Annotated in this window: 20 protein-coding genes; 16 read left to right on the top strand and 4 right to left on the bottom strand. The window is 63.9% G+C overall.

What is annotated here, in order from left to right; translation table 11 throughout:
• The first annotated feature begins 382 nt into the window (after positions 1-382).
• From KUF59_RS13965 to KUF59_RS13955, 3 genes are read left to right on the top strand one after another with little or no spacing between them, the layout of a single operon-like run.
• Entirely contained in the window at positions 383-2,047 is a 1,665-nt protein-coding gene (locus tag KUF59_RS13965) for a methanol/ethanol family PQQ-dependent dehydrogenase (RefSeq protein ID WP_212461705.1), read from the top strand.
• A gap of 13 nt (positions 2,048-2,060) precedes the next feature.
• Entirely contained in the window at positions 2,061-2,429 is a 369-nt protein-coding gene (locus KUF59_RS13960) for a c-type cytochrome (RefSeq protein ID WP_212461704.1), read from the top strand.
• Positions 2,426-3,394 (top strand): type 2 periplasmic-binding domain-containing protein, encoded by a 969-nt coding sequence (locus tag KUF59_RS13955; RefSeq protein WP_249140707.1) that lies wholly within the window; start codon positions 2,426-2,428, stop codon positions 3,392-3,394. The genes KUF59_RS13960 and KUF59_RS13955 overlap by 4 nt, the downstream gene beginning before the upstream one ends.
• On the opposite strand, the gene KUF59_RS13950 is transcribed toward KUF59_RS13955, so the two are convergent.
• On the bottom strand, positions 3,391-4,710 hold the full coding sequence (locus tag KUF59_RS13950) for a solute carrier family 23 protein (protein ID WP_212461703.1): 1,320 nt from the start codon (positions 4,708-4,710) through the stop codon (positions 3,391-3,393). The genes KUF59_RS13955 and KUF59_RS13950 overlap by 4 nt on opposite strands.
• A 301-nt stretch (positions 4,711-5,011) precedes the next feature.
• On the opposite strand from KUF59_RS13950, the gene KUF59_RS13945 reads away from it, so the two are divergent.
• The 3 genes from KUF59_RS13945 to KUF59_RS13935 all read left to right on the top strand — a co-directional run bounded on the left by KUF59_RS13945 (position 5,012) and on the right by KUF59_RS13935 (position 11,078).
• Positions 5,012-8,080, top strand: coding sequence for an ABC transporter substrate-binding protein (locus KUF59_RS13945; protein ID WP_212461702.1), 3,069 nt, complete (start codon positions 5,012-5,014; stop codon positions 8,078-8,080).
• A gap of 273 nt (positions 8,081-8,353) precedes the next feature.
• Complete coding sequence (locus KUF59_RS13940; RefSeq protein WP_212461701.1) at positions 8,354-9,892, top strand: L,D-transpeptidase; 1,539 nt, start codon at positions 8,354-8,356, stop codon at positions 9,890-9,892.
• Positions 9,893-10,040: 148 nt separating this feature from the next.
• A complete protein-coding gene (locus tag KUF59_RS13935; RefSeq protein ID WP_212461700.1) occupies positions 10,041-11,078 on the top strand; it encodes a medium chain dehydrogenase/reductase family protein in 1,038 nt (345 codons plus the stop codon).
• A 30-nt stretch (positions 11,079-11,108) separates the two neighbouring features.
• On the opposite strand, the gene KUF59_RS13930 is transcribed toward KUF59_RS13935, so the two are convergent.
• Both KUF59_RS13930 and KUF59_RS13925 read right to left on the bottom strand, forming a co-directional pair.
• The gene (locus KUF59_RS13930) at positions 11,109-11,774 is read right to left on the bottom strand and encodes an HAD hydrolase-like protein (protein ID WP_258769562.1); all 666 of its coding nucleotides are present in this window, start codon (positions 11,772-11,774) and stop codon (positions 11,109-11,111) included.
• Positions 11,775-11,844: 70 nt separating this feature from the next.
• A complete protein-coding gene (locus KUF59_RS13925; protein WP_212461698.1) occupies positions 11,845-13,308 on the bottom strand; it encodes an FAD-dependent monooxygenase in 1,464 nt (487 codons plus the stop codon).
• A gap of 205 nt (positions 13,309-13,513) precedes the next feature.
• Between KUF59_RS13925 and KUF59_RS13920 the strand changes: the two genes are divergently transcribed.
• The 4 genes from KUF59_RS13920 (at position 13,514) to KUF59_RS13905 (ending at position 16,893) form a co-directional block, all read left to right on the top strand.
• Positions 13,514-14,140, top strand: a complete 627-nt coding sequence (locus KUF59_RS13920; protein ID WP_212461697.1) for a LysE family translocator — start codon at positions 13,514-13,516, stop codon at positions 14,138-14,140.
• Positions 14,141-14,237: 97 nt separating this feature from the next.
• Positions 14,238-15,209: an ABC transporter substrate-binding protein gene (locus tag KUF59_RS13915; protein WP_309500978.1), complete on the top strand. Its 972-nt coding sequence runs from the start codon at positions 14,238-14,240 to the stop codon at positions 15,207-15,209.
• Positions 15,210-15,294: 85 nt separating this feature from the next.
• Complete coding sequence (locus KUF59_RS13910) at positions 15,295-16,317, top strand: FUSC family protein (protein ID WP_212461695.1); 1,023 nt, start codon at positions 15,295-15,297, stop codon at positions 16,315-16,317.
• A gap of 150 nt (positions 16,318-16,467) precedes the next feature.
• On the top strand, positions 16,468-16,893 hold the full coding sequence (locus tag KUF59_RS13905; RefSeq protein ID WP_212461694.1) for a hypothetical protein: 426 nt from the start codon (positions 16,468-16,470) through the stop codon (positions 16,891-16,893).
• 78 nt (positions 16,894-16,971) lie between these two features.
• Here the strand turns inward: KUF59_RS13905 and KUF59_RS13900 are convergent, their stop codons facing one another.
• Positions 16,972-17,940, bottom strand: coding sequence for a helix-turn-helix domain-containing protein (locus KUF59_RS13900; RefSeq protein WP_212461693.1), 969 nt, complete (start codon positions 17,938-17,940; stop codon positions 16,972-16,974).
• A 520-nt stretch (positions 17,941-18,460) separates the two neighbouring features.
• On the opposite strand from KUF59_RS13900, the gene xoxF5 reads away from it, so the two are divergent.
• From xoxF5 to KUF59_RS13870, 6 genes are all read left to right on the top strand, one after another.
• Positions 18,461-20,269: a lanthanide-dependent methanol dehydrogenase XoxF5 gene (gene xoxF5 / locus KUF59_RS13895; protein ID WP_212461692.1), complete on the top strand. Its 1,809-nt coding sequence runs from the start codon at positions 18,461-18,463 to the stop codon at positions 20,267-20,269.
• Between the two features lie 80 nt (positions 20,270-20,349).
• Positions 20,350-20,871, top strand: a complete 522-nt coding sequence (locus KUF59_RS13890) for a c-type cytochrome, methanol metabolism-related (protein WP_249140706.1) — start codon at positions 20,350-20,352, stop codon at positions 20,869-20,871.
• 61 nt (positions 20,872-20,932) lie between these two features.
• Positions 20,933-22,042 carry an S-(hydroxymethyl)glutathione dehydrogenase/class III alcohol dehydrogenase gene (locus KUF59_RS13885; protein WP_212402830.1) on the top strand — a complete coding sequence of 370 codons (1,110 nt, stop codon included), beginning with the start codon at positions 20,933-20,935 and terminating at the stop codon, positions 22,040-22,042.
• Between the two features lie 32 nt (positions 22,043-22,074).
• Positions 22,075-22,638: an S-(hydroxymethyl)glutathione synthase gene (gfa, locus tag KUF59_RS13880; protein WP_212461691.1), complete on the top strand. Its 564-nt coding sequence runs from the start codon at positions 22,075-22,077 to the stop codon at positions 22,636-22,638.
• Positions 22,639-23,328: 690 nt separating this feature from the next.
• On the top strand, positions 23,329-23,781 hold the full coding sequence (locus KUF59_RS13875) for a (2Fe-2S)-binding protein (protein ID WP_212461690.1): 453 nt from the start codon (positions 23,329-23,331) through the stop codon (positions 23,779-23,781).
• Positions 23,782-23,783: 2 nt separating this feature from the next.
• The gene (locus KUF59_RS13870; RefSeq protein ID WP_212461689.1) at positions 23,784-26,099 is read left to right on the top strand and encodes a xanthine dehydrogenase family protein molybdopterin-binding subunit; all 2,316 of its coding nucleotides are present in this window, start codon (positions 23,784-23,786) and stop codon (positions 26,097-26,099) included.
• The last annotated feature ends 4 nt before the right edge of the window (positions 26,100-26,103 follow it).

Below are 26,103 nucleotides of genomic sequence, written 5' to 3'. Positions count from 1 at the left end.
CGGGATCGAAACATTTTCACAATTCGCCAGCGGCGCGAAGGGTTCGGCGCAAATTTGCGTGCAGACGCTGCCGCCCAGAACCGGACCTCGCGCGGCGTGTCCTGTTGTTCGATATCCGACCGCGCGCACCATCGCGCCCCGCGTGAAAAACGCCTCGCATTTTCCGCGACAACGCAGTCGCAGCAATCTTACCCGACGGAATTTGATAGCGCGACCATGTCGCGCGTGTCGGTTTCCCCGACGTAACCGGCGGCCTCGCGAGATGGCATGCAGCGTCCAACAAATCAGCACATGCGTTTACGACTTTCGTATTGACGCGTTTTGCAATCCAGCGGAGTGTTGCAACCGCAGCGTCAAAAGGCGCGCATATTGGGAGGAACGGATGAAACGCTTTGCGATGGCCGCGAGCCTCGTCATATCTGCATGCTCGGTTGCGGGCGCACAAACCAACGAACAGCTCGTCAAGGGCGCAACCGACACATCGAACGTTCTCAACTACGGCATGGGTTACAATCTTCAGCGTTTCTCGACGCTGAATCAGATCAACAAGGACACCGTCAAGAATCTCGTCCCGGTCTGGAATTACAGCTTCAACGACGACCGCAGCGAAGAATCGCAGCCGCTCGTCTATCAGGGCGTGATCTACGTGACGTCCCATAACGCGACGATGGCGGTCGATGCCAAGACCGGCAAGCAGATCTGGAAGACCAAGGTCGAATATCCCGCCGAGACACCGCGTATCGTGTGCTGCGGCATCATCAATCGCGGCGCCGCGCTGTTCGACGGCAAGGTGTTCCGCACCACGCTCGACGCCAATGTGATCGCGCTCGATGCCAAGACCGGCAAGGAATTTTGGCGCCAGAAGGCCGCCGACATCAAGGAAGGCTATTCGATGACCGTCGCGCCGCTGGTCGCGGACGGCGTCGTCATCACCGGCATCTCCGGCGCCGAATTCGGCACCCGCGGCTTCATCGACGGCTGGGATCCGGCAACGGGCAAGCATCTCTGGCGCACCCACTCGATCCCCTCCCCGGACGAGCCGGGCGGCGACACCTGGAAGGGCGACACCTGGAAGCTCGGCGGCGGCTCGACCTGGATCACCGGATCGTATGATCCGGAGCTGAACACGGTCTATTGGGGCATCGGCAACCCGGGTCCGTTCAACTCGGCGGTGCGTCCGGGCGACAACCTCTACACCTGCTCCGTGATCGCGATGGATCCGAAGACGGGCAAGATCAAGTGGCACTACCAGTTCTCGCCGAACAACCCGTTCGACTATGACTCGGTGGCCGAGATGGTCCTCGCCGACATGAACGTCGAGGGCAAGCCGACCAAGGTGCTGATGGACGCCAACCGCAACGGCTTCTTCTACGTGCTCGATCGCACCAACGGGAAGCTGCTCGCGGCCAATCCTTACGTGAAGGTCAACTGGGCCACCGGCATCGACATGAAGACCGGCCGTCCGATCGAGACCGACGTCAGCAAGGACGCGCGCGAAGGCAAGAAGGTCACCGTCTATCCGTCGATCCTCGGCGGCAAGAACTGGGAGCCGATGTCCTTCAACCCGCAGACTGGCCTCGCCTACGCCAACACGCTCAACTTCGGCGGCAAGTACAAGGCCGAGCCCGTCACCTTCAAGCAGGGTGAATGGTATCTCGGCATGGACCTGACCGATCCCTGGCAGTTCGACGACGGTCCGCGCGGCCACCTCAAGGCCATCGACCCCATGACCGGCAAGTCGAAGTGGGAACAGCCGAGCGACATTCCGCGCTTCTCGGGCGTGCTGTCGACCGCCGGCGGCGTGGTGTTCTCGGGTCAGCTCACCGGCGAGTTCGAGGCCTTCGACGCCGACACCGGCAAGAAGCTCTGGCAGTTCCAGACCGGCTCCGGCATCGAGGGACAACCGGTGACCTGGCAGCAGGATGGCGTGCAGTACGTGGCCGTGACCAGCGGCTATGGCGGCGTCTACTCGCTGTTCTCCGGCGACGAGCGGCTCGCCAAGGTGCCGCCCGGCGGCTCGCTCTGGGTTTTCGCGGTCAAGCAGTAACCCAGGGTCAGACGTGCTGAGAGAAGTCATTGGCAAGACGGCGGCAATCCTCGCCGCCGTCACGGTGCTGGCGGTCGCACCTTTGGCGATCGTCCGTGCCGCGGACGAACAGAACGGCAATCCAGTCCAGAATCCGGTCCAGGCGCAGATCGACCACGGCAAGACGACCTATGCCGAGAAGTGCTCGCACTGCCATGGCCCCGGCATGATGAACTCGGGCACCATTACGCCGGACCTGCGCGCCTTCCCCGACGATAAGGCGCGCTTCGTCACTACGGTCAAGCAAGGCAAGAACAACAAGATGCCGCCCTGGGCCGACATTTTGAGCGAAGAGGAGATCACCGACCTCTGGGCCTTCGTCTCGAGCCGGAGGAAGCCATGAGGCTATGGCACGCGGCTTCGTTCTCGGCTCGGATCTCGGCGTGGATCTCGGCTTGGACACTCTCGAGTCTGTTCTCTGTTTTCGCAACAGTCGCCATCGCGGCCGATGCGCCGCCGCTCAAAGTGTGTCTCGACGAGGACCGGCCGCCGCTGTCGGCGCATCGCCGCGGCAAACCGGATGCAGGCTTCGACGTGACGCTGGCGCAGGCGATCGCGGACAAGCTTGGCCGTCCGCTCAAGATCCAGTGGTTCGAGACCAAGCTCGACGAGGAAGCGAGCCCGCAGCTCGAAGCCAACGCGCTGTTGTCCGACGGGCGCTGCTCGCTGGTTGGCGGCTACGCGCTGACGAAGGACACGCTGGTCGTGCCCGGCATGAAGACGGCGCGGATGCCCGATTTCGACGGCGCCACGCGCGAGGATCGGCGCCGCCGCATCGAGCTCGGCGTGCTGGTGCCGAGCCAGCCTTACGTCTATTCGCCGATGACGGTGGTGCTCGGACCGAAGGCACGCGACCGCAAGATCAACGAGATCGGCGATCTCGCCGGCCTGCGGCTCGTCATCGAAAGCGGATCACTGGGCGATGCCATCCTCATGACCTTCGACAAGGGACGGTTGATCGACAGCATCACGCATCTGGTGCCCGGCCGCGACGATCTGCTCGGTGCGCTCAACCGCGGCGACTTTGACGCGACGCTGCTCGACCTCGGCCGCTTCGACGCCCACCGCACCGCGCATCCCGACACCGCGATATCAGCGTCCGGCTACTACTATCCGATCGGCGCCAATCGCGGTTATGTCGGGCTCGCCAGCGATCCCGCCTTGATCGAAGCCGTGAACAAGGCGCTGGGCGAGCTCGCCGCCGAGGGCAAGATCGCCGAGTTCGGCAAGCAGGCAGGGCTGACCTATCTGCCGCCACGCGAGCCCGCGATCCTCGGCGACGTCTGGAAGCTGATCATCCAGCGCTAGGTCTGCTCACTGGCACTGGTAACGCGCAGGATCTGATAGAGGATGATGGCACCGAAGGTCGCGGTGCCGATGCCGCCCATCGCAAAGTCGCTGAACTTCAAGGTGAGGTCACCGGCGCCGGCGGTGAGCGCTACCGCGACCGTGATCAGGTTGCGCGGATCGGAGAAGTCGACCTTGTTCTCGACCCAGATCCGGCCGGCCATGGCGGCGATCAACCCGAACACGACGATCGACAGGCCGCCGATAACGGCACCCGGGATCGACAGGATGAGTGCGCCGAATTTTGGCGAGAAGCCCAGCAGCACCGACGCTGTGGCGGCAACGACGAATAGCAGCGTCGAATAGACCTTGGTCGCCGCCATCACGCCGATATTCTCAGCATAGGTGGTGACGCCGGTGCCGCCGCCGAAGGCGGACAAGATCGTGGCGACGCTGTCGCCGAGGAATGCGCGGCCGAGGAGACTGTCGAGGCTTCTGCCCGTCATGGCACCGATGGCCTTGATGTGCCCGAGGTTCTCCGCGACCAGGATGATGGCGACCGGCGCGATCAGGATTATCGCGTCGGTGCGAAAAACCGGGGTCTCGAATCTTGGCAGGCCGATCCAGGGGGCCGCGGCGAGCGGCGCAAAATCGATCGGCTTGCCCCAGCCAAGACCGTTGGCGAGCAGCAGATACAGGGCATAGCCGCCGACGGCGCCGAGGATGATCGGCAGCCTGCGCCAGAGGCCGCGCGCCGCCACCGCGACCAGGCCGATCATCAGGACGACGGCGAGCCCGATACAGGTGTCGAACTGGCTGCCGCTCACGGCCTTGACCGCGACGGGCGCGAGGTTGAGGCCGATGACGCCGACCACCGCACCGGTCACGACCGGCGGCATCAAATGCTCGATCCATCCCACCCCCGCCCGCATGACGATCAGGGCGATGATTCCATAGAGCACGCCAGCTCCGACAATGCCGCCGAGCGCAACCGGCAGGTTCGGATTAGGCCCCTGCCCGGAATAGCCGGTGACGGCGATGACCACGGCGATGAAGGAGAAGCTGGAGCCGAGATAGCTCGGCACCCGTCCGCCGACGATGACGAAGAAGATCAGCGTGCCGATGCCCGAGAACAGCAGGGCGACGTTGGGGTCGAACCCCATCAGCAGCGGGGCGATGATCGTGGCGCCCGACATGGCGACGCCGTGCTGGAGGCCCGACACCAGGGTCTGGGCCCAGGGCAGCCGTTCATCCGGCATGATCACGCCCGTCGTCTTCAGCGTCCAGCGCGGGAAATAGCCCTCGCCGCGTCCGTCAGATCCTGTGGCCGTCGGCATGGTTGCCCCCCAAGACGCGCTTGCGTGCGATTGTCTGACAATGCAATCGGTTTCGCAAATCCTACGGCGCACGTCGTAGGCGCGCCGCCCCAGTTTTAGGCCTTGATTCAGATCAACCTTTGCCGGACCTCGGCCCATAGCGTGCCAGCGCACCCCGGGGTCACGGCGCCTGACCCCATGCCGTCTCCGACATCGAGAGGACGCTTTCTTGCTCGCCCGCGAGATCTGGACAAAGAGAGCAACAAGGCTTGCGATTCTAGCGACGCTTTTCCTGCCGGGACCGGCTCTTGCTCTGGAAAAAGTGTCCCTGCAGCTCAAATGGCTGCACCAGTTTCAGTTTGCGGGATACTACGTTGCCCTGGAGAAGGGGTTTTACCGGGACACAGGGCTCGAGGTGGAAATCCGCAGCGGCGGCCCCGGCATTGACGCCATGGTCGACGTTGCCTCCGGCAAAGCCGATTTCGGCGTCTGCATGACCGGCGTGCTGTTGCCGCGGCCCAGTCAGCCGAAGGTGGTGGTGCTCGGCGTCATCTTCCAGCATTCGGCCGCGAACATTCTCGTGCCGAGCCGGGCCCGGATCAACGCCCTGCCCGAACTCAAGGGCCGGCGCCTGATGGATGCGTCAGGCAGCGACGATCTCGCCGCAATGCTGAAACAGCAGGGCGTGGATTATGCGGCGCTCCCACGCGTCGAGCACACCGGCAACCCGCTCGACCTGGTGGCCGGAAAGGCCGACGCCATGGTCTCCTACGTGACCAATGAGCCCTTCGTCCTCGAGCAGAACCGCGTCCCTTACCGATCCTTCACGCCACGCACTTTCGGCTTCGACTTTTATGGCGACAACCTCTGCACCACGGACGCGCTGGCGCTGCGCAAGCCGGCGATGGTCCAGGCATTCCTCGCAGCGAGCCTGAAGGGGTGGGACTACGCCCTCGCCAACAAGCAGGAAGCGGTCGATATCATCCTGCGCGGTTACCCCGTCATCAAATCGCGCGATGCGCTGGTCTTCGAGGCTGTGCGCACCGAGGCGCTGATCGAGCCGGGTCTGATCCCGCTCGGCAGCCAGTCTCCGGAACGCTGGAACGCCATTGCCCGGATCTACCAGGACCTCGGCATGCTGCCGAAGGGCAAGCTGCCAGCCCCGCCGATCTACCAGACATCCGAGGACAGGTTTCTTTACTGGCTGAAGCTGACTGCGGTCACGGCTCTCCTGCTCCTGGCCGGCGCCGGCACATTCCTGCTCTACCGCAGGGCCAATCGGACCATCGTGAGTCAGTTCCGCCTGAGCTACGTGATGGCGGGGCTGTTCGTCTGCCTCAGCATTCCGATCCTGATCTTCATCCTGGTCTTCAACCATCAAAAGAACAGCGAAGCAATCGTTACGATCCTGCAGGAGCAAATCGCGAAATCGCGCTCCGCGACCATTGAAAGCATCGAGAACCTGATGCGCGGCGTCGGAGGCGTCTTGGGGCTGCTCGCGGAGTCGGCGGCGGCGCAGCCCTCCTTCTTCAGGACGGAGGACAGCCGTGATGCGCTCTATCGGGTCCTGACCTCATCGACGCAGATCGATGCCGCCTATGTCAGCTTCGAGGATGGCTATCATCGGGTCGTCACCCGCGTCGACGAGGATCGCAAGCGCGCCGACACGCAGATACCTCCCGGCGCGAACTGGCATTCGAGCTATATCGAGCCCTTTTCGACCGGGCTTTCGCGAGACCGGCACCGTACATTCTATGATGCCTGGCCGAACGTCATCGGCCGTTACAGCGCGCCGACATCCCTCGATATCCGCGCCCTGCCCGGCTATGCCGCCGCAAGGGACTCGCACGCGCTCTACGTCACCGCGCCGTCAATTAATCCCGATACCGGCTATCCCATCATCTCGGCGCGCTACCCGATCTACACCACAGACGGCGAGTTTCTCGGCTGTGCGTCGGTGAACATCACTTTCGACGTCTTGTCGCGCTATCTGTCGACGCAGCGGCCGAGCCGGCACAGCGTTACCATGATTGCCGATCCCAACGACGGCAAGATCGTCGCTTCGTCCGAGCGGGAGAAGGCGGTCAAGTTTGCCGGCGGCACGCTGCAAATCGCAACGCTTGCGACCGTTGACAACGCCGACGTCCGGGACGCCTACCGGCGGCATGTCGAGACCAACAGGGACAATTTCGTCTTCAAGTCGCCGCAAAACGGCCGCGAGCTGAGCGCGTCATTCGCGCGCTTTCCCGAGACGTTCGGCAGCCCCTGGCAATCGGTAATCCTGACACCGACCGACGACTTCGTGGGGCAACTTCGCGAAACCAACCAGAAGATCGTCCTGACCATCGTCACGCTGACGGCGATCGAACTGGCGTTCATTTTCCTGATCGCGCGACGGTTGACGCGCCCGCTGGAAAGGGTCACCCGGGAGCTCGAAGCGATCGAGGATCTGACTTTCCGGGAAAGCCACGATCCGTCATCGAAGATCAAGGAGATCGCCCAGCTGCAGACGGCGGCGACGCTGCTGCGCAGCTCGCTCCAGTCATTCGCCTCGTTTGCGCCCGTCGAGGTCGTCAAGGGCCTGGTGAAGTCGGGAATCCCGCTCACGCTCGGCGTCGAGAAGCGGCCGCTGACGGTCTTCTTCTCGGACATCGAGGCCTTCTCCACCCATGCCGAGCATTCAGATCCCGATCAACTGCTCAGGCAGATGTCGACCTATTTCGACATCGTGTCGAAGGCCGTTACCGATGAGAGCGGCACCGTGGACAAATTCATCGGCGACGGCGTGATGGCATTCTGGGGCGCACCGCTCGAATTGCCCGACCATGTCTTGCGCGCCTGCCACGGCGCGCTTCGCGCCGTCCACCGCCTGAGCGCCGCGAACGAAACGCAGCGCGCAGCCGGGCATTTGGCGTTCCGGATGCGGATCGGGCTGAACACGGGCGACGCATTGGTTGGAAATGTCGGCTCGACCGAACGTTTCAGCTACACGGCCATCGGTGATGCCGTGAATGTCGCCTCGCGGCTGGAAGGCATGAACAAGCAGTTCGGAACGACGATCTGCGTGAGCGAGACGGTGGTCAACGCAGTCGGGCCTCGGATCGTCGTCAGGCCGCTGCGCCGCATTGCCGTGAAGGGGCGTGAGCAACGCTTCATGATCTACGAACTGCTGGGCGTGAGGGATAGCGATGATCCCGAATTGAAGGCGGCCGACCACGCCCTGGAATTGAGCAAACTGACGGAAGCTGCATCCGCCCTATTTGAAGCCGGCCGCCATCGCGAAGCCGCAACCGCCTATCGAAATATCCTTGGCCGCCATCCCGACGATCCCGTTGCGAAAGCAATGCTCGAGCTGCCCGAATTGGCTGCCAGAAAAATGGGAGTGCCCTGAACAATCGGCGCTGGAGGGCGTTTTTTCGATTTATACCGGGGGCCTTGCGTTCATCGACATGAACACCTGGCCGAGCGATCGACGTAGCCAGCGGCCTCGCGCCGCCCTTCCGCCTGCGGGAGCCGTCGTATATGAGAGATTTGCCCCCAAAAATGCCGCATGATTCCCTAAACAAGTTTGCGGTATGGATGGTGGCGGCGCGTTGGTCCGGCAATCGCGAGGTGGACACTTGATCGAGGCAGGAATGGACAGGCATTTCGACCGGGGCGTGGCATGGTGAACCGAGCGATGGCGCAATCCGCCGTGACGATGCGGCGTTGGGGGCCCTGCGGCGTTGTGACGCTCGCGGCAATGACCGCCCTCGCGGCCCTGACCGCCGACGCTTCGGCCAAACAGCGCCCCGCAGCCGCCGTCGAAGCGGTGGCGCCGCGCGAAGCCGGCGAGCCGATCATGGCGATCGTCTCGATCAAGAGCCAGCAGGTCACATTCTACGACGCCGAGGGCTGGATCCTGCGCGCGCCGGTATCGACCGGAACGACGGGACGCGAGACCCCGGCCGGCATCTTCGCCATCGTCGAGAAGGACAAGGACCACCGCTCGACCATGTATGACGATGCCTGGATGCCGAACATGCAGCGCATCACCTGGAACGGCATCGCCCTGCATGGCGGGCCGCTGCCCGGCTATGCCGCCTCGCATGGCTGCGTGCGGATGCCCTTCGGCTTTGCGGAAAACCTGTTCGACAAGACGCGGATCGGCATGCGGATCATCATTTCGCCGAACGACGCGGCCCCGCTCGACATCTCCCACCCGGCGCTGTTCGCGCCGAAGGCCGAGGCCATCGCGGCGGCACCGGCGCGCGCCGAGACGCTGCTGCGCGAGGCCGCGGACGCCGCGAGAGCCGCCGACGAAGCGAAGAAGGCCGCGGCGAATTCGGCCCGCGAGACGGCAACGCTCACGGCGTCACTGCGCAAGCTGGAACAGCAAAAGGCCCGCAGCGCGGCCGATCTTGCATTCGCCGAAAAATCGCTCGCCACCGCCAAGACGGACCAGGCCAAGGCGAAGGCTGAGGAGCTGAAGCAGAAGGTCGCCCCCAAGGCTGCGGAGGCAGCAACGCAGCTCGACACCGCCAAGGCCGACGCGAAGACGAAGCTGGACGCCGCCGCTGCCGCAAAGGACGCCGCCAAGGCCGCGGCGACCAAGAAGGCCGACACCGCCAGAGCGGCGAACGATGCAAAGCTCGCGCTCGAGCCGGTCTCGGTCTACATCAGCCGTTCGACGCAAAAACTCTACGTCCGCCGCAACACGCACAAGCCGGCACCGGACGGCGGCGGCGAGGTCTTCGATACCAGCATCGAGGTTCCGGTCACGATCCGCAATCCTGAACGGCCGCTCGGCACGCACATCTTCACGGCCATGGCAAGGAGCGATTCTGGCCTGCGCTGGAGCGTGGTCACGATCGACAATGGCGACGAGGCCAAGGCCGCGCTCGACCGCATCACCATCCCGCAAGACGTGCTCGATCGGATCGCGCCGACCGCGTTGCCGCGATCCTCGATCGTCATCTCGGACGAACCGCTGAGCAGCGAGACCAACTATCGCACCGAGTTCGTGGCCGTGCTGAGCAACCAGCCGCAGGGCGGCTTCATCACGCGCAAGCCGACGCCTCCCGTAGCCATTGCAAGTGACGACGGTTGGGACAACGGCTTCTTTTTCTTCCAGCCGCGCAATCCCAACCCGCAACCGCAGCCTGGCAATGTGCGCCGGCGTGGCGAGCAGTATAATTATCCGCCGCAACCGCGCTGGTGGTGAGGCGGGCACGCCTCGCCTGGGCGGCGTGACCGCCTGGGGGCGACAGACGAAGCCCGCTCAGCGGTCAAAAATTGATCGACATCAATTTTCTCGCTCCGTTCTTCTGTCATGCTCTTACTTCAAAGTTTGAGACTGCAAGGACGGGCACGTGATCGAACCGCGCAACCGCGTTGTTCAACTCCGGCGCTATGGCGGTCCCGACGAGCTCGAGGTCGTCGACGCTCCCTTGCCGACCGCCGGTCCGGGCGAGGTGCGGGTCCGGGTGTTGGCCTCGGGGATCGAGTACACCGACACATTGATCCGACGCCATCTCTACCCTCAAACGGCGTCCCGCCGTCCGCCGCTTGTCATGGGCTATGATTTGATCGGCGAAATCGATCAGCTCGGCGCCGGCGTGACCGGCTTTCGGCTTGGCGAACATGTAGCCGACATGACGGTGCTCGGATCGAACGTCGAGTACCGCACGCTTCAAGCAAGCGACTTGACCCAGGTCCCGGAAGGCCTTGATGCCGCTGAGGCCGCCACGCTGGTCTTGAGCTGGATGACTGCGTACCAACTGTTGCATCGGGCAGCGCAGGTGCGTCGAGCACAGCGCGTGCTTGTGCATGGAGCTGCCGGTGCAGTCGGTCAGGCGCTGCTCGTACTCGGCGGCATCGCTGGGCTCGAACTCTGGGGTGGCGCTCACGCTCGGCATGCCGACCTGATTCGAGAACTCGGTGCTACGCCCATCGACTATCAGCGCGAAGACTTCACTCGCGTCCTGCCGGGCGGCTTCGACGTGGTGTTCGACGGTATCGGCGAGGACGGCTATCGCCGGTCGTTCGCAGCACTCAAACCTGGCGGCTTGCTCTGTGCTTATGGTTACTCCGCCGGTGTCCAGGGTCAGCGGCGCATGCTCACCATGTTGATGTGGATCGCGCGCCTGTATCTCTGGAGGTGGTTGCCTGGCGGCAGGCGGGCATTCTTCTACTCCATAAACGCAATGCGTTTGCGACATCCCACATGGTTTATTGAGGATCTCCAGCGCTTGCTTGCCATGCTGGCGAGCGGGGCCATCCGGCCACGTGTCACCGAGCGAATCTCGCTCGATGACGTTGCTGAAGCGCACCGCCGGCTGGAAACCGGCGGCCTCGATGGCAAGCTCGTGCTGTGCCCGGATCTCCCGTCTCGCCGCAACCGCCATTGATGGCGCCTGCTCAACGGCTCGAGACGGTGGCTATCCGTCCAGCATCGACAGAACCATGCGGGCGAGATCAGCTGTCCCTTCCACTAACTGGTCCGCGCCGGCTGCTTCAAGCTCGTCGCGGCTGCCATATCCCCAGAGCACGCCAAGCCCGCGCATCCTGACCGCGTGAGCTCCGGCGATGTCATGCCGGCGATCCCCGACCATGAGACTGTGCGCGGCGCGGATGTCGCGTTCGGACAGGATATGGGCGAGCAGCTCAGGATTGTGATCGCGCTCGCCGCCTGGCACCGAGCCGTAGATGCCGTCGAAATATGTCGCTAATTTCAGGTTCTCCAGGATGCGCCGCGCAAAGACTTCGCGCTTCGATGTGGCGAGATAGATTCGCAAACCGGCCCGCCGCATGTCCTGGAGCGCATCGCCAATTCCGGCGTAAGGTTCGCTTCCAAGCAAACCCATTTCGCCGTAGTGCTGACGATAGGCCACGACAGCTTCATCGACCCGATCGTCGCCGTAGACCCGCAGCAACGCCCGCAAGATGTCTTCAAGCGGTGGCCCGATCACGCTCTTCACATCGAGCGCTTCGCCGGGATCGTGCCCGAGTGCACGCAGCGCAGCCAGACAACTTGCGGCAATACCCGACTGGGAATCGATGAGCGTTCCGTCGAGATCCAGGAGTACGGCGCGGACTGGGGACATGCTCAAACATAGCGAGCGGCAGCAGACGCGTAAACGTCTGCTCCGATCGCACGCGCCGATGGCCGTGCACTTACCCCGGCACAGGCGGACCGAACCATTTGGTGAGCGCGTCGGCGAGATCTCGGCCAGTTTCGTCCCCGACCCACGCCACGTAGCCATCGGGCCTGATCAGGACGGCGGCGGGAGCCGTGACCGCACCGATCGCAGGGAGTTCCCACGCGCCAACATATTCCGCATCGACGCGCTCGACCCGGTCGGCCCATCGCGCGATCGGGAGTTCGCCTGATGCACCGAAGTTGAGGAATACCGGCCGCGCGTCGTGAAGCAGCGAAACTGTCCGCAGCCGGCCCTTGGCTGTGACGAGATCGAGATCGGGCATGCGGCGGCCGAGCAGCGGATGTCCCTCGCCAAAATCGTATTTGATATCCAGCCCGCACATCATCGCGGCGATGCGCTTGCGCGGCTCGTCCATGCCGAGAAGGTCGGACACCAGGCTGCCCAACGCCTTGGTGCGGTCGTCCGGGCGGAGCAGCGCGACCGCTGCCATGGTGTTGCGGAGCACGCGGGCCGCAATGGGGTGACGCTCGGCGTGATAAGTGTCGAGCAGACTGTCCGGCGATGTCTGCCTGACTACTTGCGCCAGCTTCCATCCCAGATTCACCGCATCCTGCACACCCGTGTTGAGGCCCTGCCCGCCCGCGGGGTAATGCACATGCGCGGCGTCGCCGGCCAGGAGCACCCGTCCCTTGCGATAGGACTCGGCCTGCCGGGTCATGTCGGTGAACCTGGAAAGCGAAACCGGACTGTAGACGCCGAAATCGCGTCCGTAGTGCGCGATCAGCGCATCGCTGAGATCGCGCAGCGTCGGTTCGCCGGCGGCGCCGAGCTGCCGCTCGGTCACCAGGATCCGCACGGTGCGGCCATCTTCAAGCCGGCTCAGCGCATGGATGCCGATCGCATCATGACGGATGCCCCATTCCGGCTCCTCGACGATCTCGGCTTCGGCGATCAGATGGCTGACCGTCGGATCCCATCCGGGAAAGTCGATGTCGGCCGCCTTGCGGACCCGGCTGCGTCCTCCGTCGCATCCGACGAGATATTGTGTGCGCAATGAACGGCCGTCGGCGAGCTCGACGGCGACGGCGGTATCGTCCTGCGCAAAACCCGTCACCTCACAGCCGCGATAGACCGGCACTGCAAGCTCCTCGACCCAGCCGGCGAGACTGTGCTCGATATGTCGCTGCCACAGCGCGAGCACGTAATTGTGCCGCGTGGGAAGGTCACCGATGTCGAGCGGCGTGCCTGCGAGCCATGCGACCTGGGCCACCTTCCCCTGGACAAGAAACCGGTCGGCGATGCCGCGCTGATCGAGCTCTTCGATCGTGCGTGCGTGCAGGCCGCCGGCGCGCGCACCGGTCAGTTCCGCGCCGACGCGCCGCTCGACGATCGCAACGTCGATTCCCGCCAATGCCAGCTCGCCCGCCAACATCAGTCCCGTCGGACCGGCTCCTGCGATCAGCACTGCATGATCCATCGGCACACCTCATGTGGTTGTGGTTTGGCCGGCGGTTCTACGGGGCGACCGAGGTCTTGAAGCAAGCCCCTTGCGCGCCACATATAGAGACTGAGGGGTGCGGTTCGTCGCACTTGCTGTTTACGCGTTGCCGCCTTCCCCACCTCGACTTGACTCGCCCCCCGCTCTGCTGGTGACTGGCGGCGAACCGATCGCGGAGCGCGCCATGCCTGACTTCCAGACCTTCGCCCTCTTTCTCGCCGCCGCGCTCGTCGTCGCGATCACGCCGGGACCGGGCATCTTCTACATCGTAGCGCGCACGCTCGCGGGTGGCAGGACAGAGGGGCTGGCATCGAGCGTTGGCCTCGGTCTCGGCGGCCTCGTGCACGTCTTCGCCGGCGCCGCCGGCCTATCGGCACTGGTCATGGCGAGCAGCGAGGCATTCACCCTGCTGAAGATCGTGGGCGCGCTGTATCTCGTCTGGCTCGGCCTCAAGACCTGGCGTGAGGCGCGCATCGTCGAACCGGCCGAGATCGAGACGACCGGCGGACGCCGTGCCTTTCGCGAAGGCATCGTCGTCGAAGCGCTGAACCCGAAGACCGCCGCATTCTTTCTTGCCTTCATCCCGCAATTCGTCGACCCCACTGCCAACGTCGCCGCGCAGTTCGTGGTGCTCGGCCTCATCTCCGTGGCGCTCAACACCGCCGTCGACCTGATCGTGACTTATTGGGCCGCGAAGGCGAGATCGGGGCTTGCACGACGGCCGTCCTTCATTGCCAGGACGCGGCAGGCGTCGGGTGCCGTGATGTGCGGGCTCGCCGCGACACTGCTGCTCGCGCGCCGCACGGGGTGACGGCCCCGCCCACCAACCGGTCCGATATTCCGACTCCCGGCGTGGTCCGCGACTGCTATAATCCCGGCATTGCGCCGAGAACTCCCCGCGAGGCCAAGTGCAACGACGCAGGTTCATCACGCTACTTGGCGCAGCCGCCGCTTGGCCGGGCGTCGCAGGTGCGCAACCGGCGGCAAAGTCACCACGCATAGTCCTACTGGCTCCGGTCCACATTGCAGCGCAGGTGGAGACAATCCGAGGTCTGCTGCGTGAGCTCGGTTACGTCGAAGGTCGCAATATTCGCTTTGAGTTTCGCAACGCCGGTGGAAATGCCGACGCGCTTCCTGCGCTCGCGCGGGACGTGGTGCAGGAGGGTGACGTCGATGCCATCATCGCGATAAGCACGCCCGCCGCGCTTGCCGCTCACAAGGCTACCCAATCGATTCCGATCATCGCTTTGGCTGCCGTCGATCCCGTAGCGTCAGGCCTTGCCGAAAGCCTTGCGCGTCCCGGGCGCAACGTGACCGGTATCGCGGTCTTTTCCGAAGAGACGACCATCAAACGGGTCGAGCTGATGCGGGAAGTTGCCCCGCGCGCCGTGCGCCTCGGAACAGTGACAACGAAAGTCAGCAGCGGCGCACAGAGCCTGACACCGGTTCTGGAGACGGGACGCAAGCTGGGCTTTGCGGTCGAAGCCATCAACGTCGACGATCCCGCGGACTTGGCCAAGATTCTGAAGCCTGGAATCCTCGCCGAATTCGACGCACTCGTATTCGTCCCGGACGTCGTGCTCAGCGCGCACATGTCCGAGATCATCAATCTGGTCGGCCAGAGCAAGACTCCGGCGATCTTTCCTTCACCGGACTGGGTGGCCAACGGCGCCCTCATGTCGTTCGGGCCCGATTTTGCGGACGCCACCCGTCACCTGGTGTCGCTGCTCGATCGCATTCTGAAGGGCGCAAAGCCGGGCGATCTGCCTTTCGAGCGCCCCACCAAGTTCGACCTGAGAATCAACTTGCGCAGCGCGCGAGCACTGGGAATCGAGCTACCCTCGACGGTCCTCGCCCGCGCCGATGAAGTGATCGAATGACACAGAGATTGCGCAGGACTCGCATTGAGGCCGCGCTCTCGTCGTGCGGTCGCGTTGTTCGTCAATCTCGTCAATCTGGTGACTCGTGAGCCCGCCGACAGCACCGCTCGCGGCAAGGTTACGGGATGTCCTCGCCAGGGAGATCAAGGCCAGCGAGCTTTCGCGCGCGCTGGTCGTCGTCGGTCCGCTGGTCGCCGCCTATTTCGTCCTGAGCGAGCCGGCACTGCTCAACCTCGGCCTGGTCGCGATCTCGCTGCTGATCCCCGCGCTAAGACTTCGGCTGGCGCCGCGTGCCGTCGTCCTGCACTACATCGTCATCCTCGTCACCTTCGGCACGCTCTTCCTCGCTGCGCCCGTCAAGCCGCTGTTCGTGTCGCTGACGGCGCTCGCCGCGTTCCTGGCGGTGGCGGTGACGCGCTACGGAGAGGCGTTGCGAACGCTGGGCAATTGGGTGTTCATCCCGGCCGTCTATCTCGCCTGCGAGGTGCGCGAGGGCGTGAGTGCGCAGGAGGCGCTCCGTCATGCCGGTGTCATCATCGCGTCGTCACCGATTGCGCTGGCCCTCGTTTGCGGGATTCAGTTTCTCGACCGGCGGCACGGTGAGGCCGTGCCGGCCGCCTACGGGCCGGCAGTAGCGCAATGGTTTGTGCCGGCGGCCGCGACCGCCATCGCGGTGTTCGCAGCAGCCGCGTTAGTCGAGGTGCTGAACCTCGCGCAGGGCCAATGGGTGATCTGGTCGGCCGCAAGCGTCGTGGTCGGCGATCTCTCGGCGTCCACCGGCAAGCTGAAGCTGAGGGCGATCGGGGCGCTGGTCGGCGTACCGCTCGGCCTGCTGGTCGGAATCGCGTTGCCGCCGAGCCGGATCGGCTATTCGCTCGCAGTGTTAGGGGCGACGCTGACGCTGATTGCCTTCTCGCGCTACGCCGTGGGTTTTGGCCTGCGCTGCTTTCTGATCGCCCTTGCCGCGGCCTTCGTCGGCGGCGCAAGCGGCGTCGCCGAAGAGCGCGTGGCGAACGTGCTCATGGGCGGCACCTTTGGCCTGATCGCGGTGGCGCTCACGGACATCGTCTGGCGGCGCCTTGCGCAGAAGGCCGCCAAGGCGGGCTAAGCGCGAACCCGACCTCCAGGGGGCACGGAGGCCCGGTTTCGTGACGACATATCCGACCAAAGCCTAGTGTCGAAGGCCGATCCTGCCGCTATGATTGTGGACCAATGCCGGAGCAACCGCCCCGCGGACCGGACACGAAGGGCCGATCGCATGACGCCTGATCCCGTCACCATCGCCGCCATGATCATCCTGATCTTTCCGATGGGCTATTTTACCCTGGCCTCGCCGGCCTTCCTGCTGGTGAAGCTCGACATCCAGCCCGTCGCGCAACTGTTGCGCGGCCTGTTCAATGCCCATTTCCTGGTCATGCGGGTTGCGGGTGTGATCGGGACGGTGGCCTTCCTCGTGGAAGGCCGACCGCTGATCGCGATCGGCGTCGGCCTGATCACGGCGTTGGCGATCTGGGGACGCCGCTCCTTCATGCAACGGATGGATGATCAGCTCAGCGCCCGGGATGCGGGTGACGCCGAGGCGCCGCGACGGCTGCGCCGGCTGCATTGGGTCGGCATGCTCTGCAACGCGGTGCTGCTCGTCGCGCTCGTAGCGAGCATCCCCTACGCCGCCCCGTTGACCTGAGCCCTATTGAACTGAGGCAGCGCGCACGCCGGAGTGTCGGGATTGAATTCGGCGCGGGGCTGGTTGCCGACCTTGCGCCTAATGCTCGCCGGAGGACGCGGCGTTCTGCTGCGCCTTGTGGATCGACGAGGGCACGACGCCAAAATACTTCCGGAACACCCGGCTGAAATGCGAGGAGCTGGAGAAGCCCCAGGAGAAGGCGACGTCGGTGATGGTCTTGCCCGCGTGCGCCTCGAGCTCCTGGCGGCAGTTCTGCAGCCGTGCCTGCCAGATGTAGTCGCTGACCGTGGTGCCGCGCTCGGAAAACAGCATGTGCAGATAGCGCTTGGAGCAGCCGAGCTCGGCCGAGATCTGGTCGATGCAGAGATCCGGATCGCGCAAATGCTCGCGGATGAAGAACTGCGCACGGACATACATCGCCTCCGGGCCGACGCGATCGAACATCGTGTCGGCTTCGCGCAACGGCAGCAGAAGGAGGTCGATCAGCGAATCGGCAACGCCGACCGCGCTGTTCGCCGATAGCTTTGCGGCCTCGTCGAACGTGGCGTGGACGAAGTCGTGGGCGATCCGCCCCGTGCCGGTGCGCGCCGACAGCTTGCAGGCGGGCATTCGCTGCGACGGGAAACCGCGGTCGCGCAAGAGCGCTTTCGGCACGATCACGACGTCATGGCGGGTGAAGGCCGGGCTGATGATGGAGTGCGGGCAGGACACGTCATAGGCGATGATGTCGCCCGGCATCAATTCGATGTGGCGGCCCTCCTGCTCGAAATAGGACACGCCGTAGGTCTGGAAGTGAATCTTGATGTAGGGATGCTCGTTCGCCTTCGCGCGTGCCAGCGTGTGCGCGATGCGATGCTGGCTCACCTCGATCTGGCAGAGCTTCAATCGCGAGATGGTGGTGTAGTCGATCCGGCCCTCGAGCGACGACGCTTCCAAGGGATCGACATCGAAATGGCCGCACAGACTCGTCAACCCGTCGATCCAGCTCTGGATCTGCTTCTTCGGCGTCAGTCCGGTCGTCGAGAGCGTGTGAATTGTATCGGACATGATCCAGCCACTGATTTGACCCGAATCGCGACAGGAACGCCCAGAGGCCCCCCATCACGAAAAAGCGACGTTTACCTCAAATTAGGGCGGTCTTTTGGAGCAAGCGCCCTGCTCCGCTGCCATCCTTAACTGATAATCCTCCGCCTTAGTTGCAGCGCCGTCAAGGGGAACCTAAGTGCTGTGCCCGAGACTGGGCAAAGCAGAAGCCGCTGAATTCGCTACTGCAAAATCAAAAAAATTGACTCCATGCGCTGTGAAGCAAAGCGGTTTCCCTCTTGGGCAAGTTTCCCGTTGCCGAACGGATTAGGGATTGCGGCAGGAACAACAAGAAAATGGACCGCACCCTCAAATCGCGGCCCCAGAGCCCATACCAGGAATGGCTCATACCAGGAGGAGGAAACAGCCCCACATCGTTTCTGGTCCAGAACGTGACCGCCCTGCACGAGCAGACGCTGGACGACAATGCCCAGCGAAAAGCAATGCTTCGGAAACAGATAAACGAGACCTAGGAGGAATGACTATGCGCAAGGCACTACTCGCGACCTATCTCGGCTCTGCGGCGATTTTCGCCGCCGGCAGCGCCTCAGCCAACGATGAGCTGATAAAGATGTCGCAGAACCCGAAAGACTGGGTGATGCCGGCGGGTGACTACGCCAACACCCGCTACTCCAAGCTCAACCAGATTACCGCCGCGAACGTCGGCAAGCTGCAGGTCGCGTGGACCTTCTCCACCGGCGTGCTGCGCGGTCACGAAGGTGGACCGCTCATCATCGGCAACATGATGTACGTCCATACGCCGTTCCCGAACAAGGTCTACGCCATTGACCTTTCAAACGAGAACAAGATCGTCTGGAAGTACGAGCCGAAGCAGGATCCGAACGTCATCCCCGTGATGTGCTGCGACACCGTCAATCGCGGCCTCGCCTACGGCGACGGCAAGATCATCCTGCATCAGGCCGACACCAACCTCGTTGCGCTCGACGCCAAGACCGGTCAGGTCGCCTGGAGCTCGACCAACGGCAACCCTGCGAAGGGCGAGACCGGTACCTCGGCAGCGCTCGTCGTCAAGGACAAGGTGCTGGTCGGCATCTCCGGTGGTGAGTTCGGCGTGCAATGTCACGTCACCGCTTACGACCTCAAGACCGGCAAGCAGGCCTGGCGCGCCTACTCCGAGGGCCCGGATGACCAGATCAAGTTCGATCCGGCCAAGACCACGGCACTCGGCAAGCCGGTCGGTGCCGACTCCAGCTTGAAGACCTGGCAAGGCGATCAGTGGAAGATCGGCGGCGGCTGCACCTGGGGCTGGATGTCCTACGATCCCGCTCTGAACCTCGTCTACTACGGGTCGGGCAACCCCTCGACCTGGAATCCGAAGCAGCGTCCGGGCGACAACAAGTGGTCGATGACCATTTTCGCGCGCGATGCGGACACCGGCATGGCCAAGTGGGTCTATCAGATGACGCCCCACGACGAGTGGGACTATGACGGCGTCAACGAGATGATCCTCTCCGACCAGCAGATCAACGGCCAGGCGCGCAAGATCCTGACCCATTTCGATCGCAACGGTCTCGGCTACACCCTCGATCGTGAGACCGGCGAACTTCTGGTCGCCGAGAAGTACGATCCGAAGGTGAACTGGACCTCCGGCGTCGACATGGACAAGAACTCGCCGACCTACGGCCGTCCGAAGGTTCTTGACGCGGCTTCGACTGAAAAAGGCGGCGAGGACAAGAACACCAAGGGCATCTGCCCGGCCGCGCTCGGCACCAAGGACGAGCAGCCGGCAGCCTACTCGCCGGACACGCAACTGTTCTACGTTCCGACCAACCACGTCTGCATGGACTACGAACCGTTCAAGGTGAGCTACACCGCGGGCCAGCCCTATGTGGGTGCGACGCTCTCGATGTATCCGCCGCAGGGTGAGACCCATATGGGTAACTTCATCGCCTGGGACGGCAAGACCGGCAAGATCGTCTGGTCGAACAAGGAGCAGTTCTCGGTCTGGTCAGGCGCTCTCGCAACGGCCGGCGGCGTGGTGTTCTACGGCACGCTCGAAGGCTACCTGAAGGCGGTCGACGCCAAGTCCGGCAAGGAGCTCTACAAGTTCAAGACTCCTTCCGGCATCATCGGCAACGTCACCACCTATGAGAACGGCGGCAAGCAGTATGTCGCAGTGCTCTCCGGTGTGGGCGGCTGGGCCGGCATCGGTCTGGCGGCAGGTCTGACCGATCCGACCGCAGGCCTCGGCGCAGTCGGCGGCTACGCGGCGCTCTCGAACTACACGGCGCTCGGCGGAACGCTGACGGTGTTCGCGCTGCCGTCGAACTAGCGTCACCTTCGTCTCGTCCCGGCGCGTGGATCCAATCCACGCGCCGGCTCGTCTCACCGAGCGTCTTCGAGGAAACTCTCTTGCGTAAAATCTGCATTGCCATCGTCGCCATCGTCGTCGCTGCGTCCGGAGGACTTGCACGTGCGGACGGCCCCGGCGACCCGACTGCCGTCCAGAAGGAAGAGGACGGCAAGTGGCTCGATAAGGACGGAAACCCGACCTACAAGATTTCGGCCGACGGCACCGTGGACTGGTTCACCTATTCCGGATACCGCCGCTATCACTCCGACTGTCACGTCTGCCATGGTCCGGACGGCATGGGATCCACCTACGCACCGGCGCTGAAGGATTCGGTCAAGACCATGAGCTATGGCGACTTCATCGGCGTGATCGCCTCCGGCCGCAAAAACATCTCGACCGCGGCGGAGAACGTGATGCCGGCCTTCGGCGATAACCCGAACGTCGCCTGCTACATGGACGATCTGTACGTCTATCTGCGCGCCCGCTCTACGGAGGCCTGGGGCCGGCAGCGTCCTGGCAAGAAAGAGGAGAAACCGGAGGCCTACACCAAGGCGGAAGACTCCTGCATGGGCAAGAAATGAACGTTACGAAGGCTGCCGAGACTACTTCTCGGCGTCCCTGCGAGAATTTGAGGAGTTTACGATGAAGACACGTGCCGCCGTCGCTTTCGAAGCGAAGAAACCACTTGAGATCGTCGAGGTCGACCTCGAAGGGCCGAAGGCCGGCGAAGTCCTGGTCGAGATCAAGGCGACGGGTATCTGCCACACCGACGCCTACACGCTCGACGGCTTCGACAGTGAAGGAATCTTCCCGTCGATCCTGGGTCATGAAGGCGCCGGCATCATCCGCGAGATCGGCGCGGGCGTGACCTCGGTGAAGCCGGGCGATCACGTCATCCCGCTCTACACGCCGGAATGCCGGCAGTGCAAAAGCTGCCTGAGCGGAAAGACCAATCTCTGCACCGCGATCCGCGCGACGCAGGGCAAGGGCGTGATGCCCGACGGCACCAGCCGCTTCTCCTACAAGGGCAAGCCGATCTACCACTATATGGGCTGCTCGACCTTCTCGAACTTCACGGTGCTGCCGGAGATCGCAGTCGCCAAGATCCGGCAGGACGCCCCCTTCGACAAGAGCTGCTACATCGGCTGCGGCGTGACCACCGGCGTCGGCGCCGTCGTCAACACCGCCAAGGTCACGCCCGGCTCCAACGTCGTCGTGTTCGGCCTCGGCGGCATCGGCCTCAACGTCATCCAGGGCGCCAAGATGGCCGGCGCAGACAAGATCATCGGCGTCGACATCAACGACTCCAAGGAAGACTGGGGCCGCAGGTTCGGCATGACCGACTTCGTGAATCCCAAGAAGGTCACCGGCGACGTCGTGGCCCATCTGGTGACGCTGACCGACGGCGGCGCCGACTACACCTTCGACTGCACCGGCAACACCACCGTGATGCGCCAGGCGCTGGAGTGCTGCCACCGCGGCTGGGGCACCTCGATCATCATCGGCGTTGCCGAAGCCGGCAAGGAGATCGCCACCCGTCCGTTCCAGCTCGTCACCGGCCGGAACTGGCGAGGCACCGCCTTCGGCGGCGCGCGCGGCCGCACCGACGTGCCAAAGATCGTCGACTGGTACATGAACGGAAAGATCCAGATCGATCCGATGATCACCCACGTGCTGAAGCTCGAAGAGATCAACAAAGGTTTTGACCTCATGCACGAGGGCAAATCCATCCGTTCCGTCGTCGTCTACTAAACCAAAACCGGCTCACCAAGGAGGATTGACCCATGTCTGTTGCTCTTCATCCCTCGATCGACAACGGCCTTAAACAGGGCAGCGGCAGCTTTGCCGGCGGTACCCTGGCCTGCAAATGCAAGGACCATCAGGTCAAGGTCGGCATCAAGGGCGACGTCGCCCATAACCACGCCTGCGGCTGCACCAAGTGCTGGAAGCCGTCGGGCGCGACGTTCTCCGTCGTCGCCGTGGTACCGCGCCAGAACGTCAGCGTGCTCGAGAACGGCGACAAGCTCGCGATCGTCGATCCGGCAGCGGTGATCCAACGCTACGCCTGCAAGGCCTGCGGCACCCACATGTACGGCCGCATCGAGAACAAGGGTCACCCCTTCTACGGCCTCGACTTCATCCATCCCGAGCTGTTCCAGGAGCAGGGCTCGCAGGCGCCGCAATTCGCCGCCTTCGTCTCCTCGATCATCGAGTCCGGCGTCAAGCCGGAGCAGATGGGCGCCATTCGCGGACGTCTGAAGGAGATCGGGCTCGAGCCCTATGACTGCCTGTCGCCGCCGCTGATGGACGCGATCGCAACCCATGTGGCAAAGTCCAAGGCCGCCTGACAAAGGCTGCCTAACAAGGCCGCCTGAGACGAGGCTGCCTGAGACTAGGCCGCGTAGTCTGAGACAACGCTGCCGTCCCGCCGGTTGAGACATTCACCGGCGGGACAGCGATCGATCTTCGGGCGTTTCGCGCGGGAATGGTCAGCCATTCCGCCTCATTTTCTGCGTGACGCGGCCGGACTTCGAATTTTGACTGCCCCAAATTTTGACTGCCCTCAGTCTTAAAGTCCGTTGGACTCCGCAGTGTCGCCACCTTCCTGATTGAAGATGGCTTCAAGCGTTTCTCTCTCCCTCGACTGAGGTCTCTTGCTTCGTCCGTGCAAACTTGCGGGCGAAGCATTTTTTTGGCCGCCTTGTTTTGGCTGCCTTGCAAGGCAACGCGAGCTGCGCTGCGCCTGTCGCGCCCTGCTTTTGACAAACCGTCGATGCAATCTCTGCACGTGGAGGGCAAGCGGCCGTGATGCCGGCCCTGCCGGTCTCCGGCCGCGCTACGCGGGCCGCGGCGCACGCAAATGGCAATTCAATTTTAGTTCAAAACGGGAGATATCGCGCACATTCCAGACACATCCCATCTATCCCGACCGCCCTCCCGGGATTTGCCCGGCGTGGGAAGCGGGATGCATGGCAAACCATCGCCGTCCGAATTCACGCCAGAGCAGTTCAACAGCTTAAAAAGAGCGAGGACCAATCATGATCAAAATAAAAATCAACGGCCAGGAACAAAGCTGGGACGGCGACCCGGATCTTCCCCTCCTCTGGTATCTTCGCGATGAGGCCGGCCTGACCGGCACAAAATTCGGCTGCGGCCAGGCCCTGTGCGGCGCCTGCACCGTGATCATCGACAAGGAAGCCGTGCGCGCCTGCGTCACCTCGGTCAACGATGTCGCCGGCCGCGAGGTCACCACCATCGAAGGCCTGCACCCGAACGGCGATCATCCCGTGCAAAAAGCCTGGCGCCAGCTCAACGTGCCGCAATGCGGCTTCTGCCAGGCCGGCCAGATCATGCAGGCCGCCGCGCTGCTGATGGACAACCAGAAGCCCTCGCACGACCAGATCCGCGAGGCGATGTCCGGCAACATCTGCCGTTGCGGCTGCTACCAGCGCATCGAGAACGCCGTCCATCTCGCATCGACGGGGGTGTGACCATGAATTTCATCGAGAACCCTGCAAGCCTTCGCGGCTTCGAGAAGCATGTCAGGATCGAGAAGGTATCACGCCGCAGCATCCTGAAGGGCCTTGGCATCACCGGCGGCTTCGTGCTGGCCGCCCCCGTGATGTCGCGCCAGGCTTTTGCCTATGAAACCGGCGCCGGCAAGATGCCGCATGGCGTCGTGGTCGACCCACGTGTGTTCGTCGCGATCGCGCCCGACGGCATCGTGACCATCGTCGCGCATCGCGCGGAGATGGGCACCGGCGTTCGCACCAGCCTGCCGCTGATCGTCGCCGAGGAGCTCGAGGCAGACTGGACCAAGGTGCGCGTCCAGCAGGCCCATGGCGACGAGGTCAAGTTCGGCAACCAGGACACCGACGGTTCGCGCAGCACGCGGCATTATCTGATCCCGATGCGGCAGATCGGCGCTTCCGCGCGCACCATGCTGGAGCAGGCCGCCGCCAAGCGCTGGGGTGTGCCCGCGACCGAGGTCAAGGCCGTCAACCACGAGGTCGTCCACAGCGCAACCTCGCGTAAGCTCGGCTTTGGCGAGCTCGCGGCCGATGCCGCCAAGGAGCCGCTGCCGAGCATCGAAGGCCTCAAGCTGAAGGACCCGAAGGACTTCCGTTACCTGACCAAGGGCCAGGTCTCGATTGTCGATCTGCGCGACATCACCACGGGCCAGGCGCGCTATGGCGCCGACGTCCGCCTCCCCGGCATGAAATACGCCGTCATCGCTCGGCCGCCGGTGACCGGCGGCAAGCTGGTTTCGTTCGATCCGGCCGAGGCGCTGAAGGTCTCGGGCGTGGAGAAGGTGATGGAGGTCCGCGGCTGGCCGTGGCCCTCGAAATTCCAGCCGCTCGGCGGTGTCGCTGTGATCGCGCGCAACACGGGTGCCGCGATCAAGGGCCGCGACGCGCTGAAGATCGTCTGGGACGACGGACCGAACGGAAAATACGAATCGGTCGCCTATCGCAAGGAGCTCGAAGAGGCCTCGCGCAAGCCCGGTCTGGTCGTGCGCAACGAAGGCGACGCTGACGCCGCCTTGAAGACCGCCGACAAGGTCATCGTCGGCGAGTACTACATCCCCCACCTCGCTCATGTCAGCATGGAGCCGCCGGTCGCGGTTGCCAACGTCAAGGACGGCAAGGCCGAGATCTGGGGGCCGGTGCAGAGCGCCGGCGGCACCCGCGAGGACGTCGCCAAGACGCTCGGCATTCCCGAGGACGCCGTCACCGTCAACGTGACGCTGCTCGGCGGCGGTTTTGGCCGCAAGTCGAAATGCGACTTCGCGCTGGAAGCCGCCCTGCTCTCGAAGGAGCTCGGCGCGCCGGTCAAGGTGCAGTGGACGCGGGAAGACGACATCCATAACGGCTTCCTGCACACCGTCTCGGTCGAACGGATCGAGGCCGGGCTCGACAAATCAGGCAAGGTGATTGCCTGGCGCCACCGCAGCGTGGCCCCCAGCATAGCCTCGACCTTTGCCGCCGGAACGGTGCACCAGGCCCCGTTCGAGCTCGGCATGGGTCTCGTCGACATGCCCTTCGAGATCGCCAATATCAGTTGCGAGAACCCGGAGGCGGCCGCGCATACCCGCATCGGCTGGTTCCGCTCGGTCTCCAACATCCCGCGCGCCTTCGCCGTGCAGTCGATGGTCGGCGAGATCGCCCAGGCGACGGGGCGCGACCAGAAGGAGATGCTGCTCGAGCTGATCGGCTCGCCCCGCATCATCAAGCTCGCATCGGTGAAGGACCTCTGGAACTACGGCGAGCCCTACGACAGCTACCCGATCGACACCGCGCGCCTGCGCAAGGTGGTCGAGCTGGTCGCGGAGAAGGGCGAATGGGGCCGCTCGTTGCCCAAGGGACGCGGGCTCGGCATCGCCGCGCATCGCAGCTTCGTCAGCTACATCGCAACCATCGTCGAGGTGGCCGTCGACGACAAGGGCAAGCTGACGATCCCGCGAGTCGATACCGCGATCGACTGCGGCACCTACGTCAACCCCGAGCGCATCCACTCCCAGATCGAGGGTGCTGCGATCATGGGGCTCAGTCTCGCCAAATATGGCGAGATCACCTTCAAGGACGGAAAAGTCCAGCAGAAGAACTATGACGACTTCCCGGTGATCCGGATCGACGAGTCGCCGCTGGTGACCAACGTCCACATCGTGCCGCCTGGCGCCGACACGCCCCCGAGCGGCGTCGGCGAACCCGGCGTGCCGCCCTTCGCGCCCGCGCTGATCAACGCGATCTTCGCGGCCACGGGAAAACGCATCCGGTCCTTGCCGATCGGCAAGCAATTGGAGGCGTAAAGGA

Origin of the sequence: Bradyrhizobium arachidis (assembly GCF_024758505.1) — a bacterium.
Lineage (GTDB): Bacteria > Pseudomonadota > Alphaproteobacteria > Rhizobiales > Xanthobacteraceae > Bradyrhizobium > Bradyrhizobium manausense_C.
This window is presented reverse-complemented; position numbering and strand designations above follow the sequence as displayed.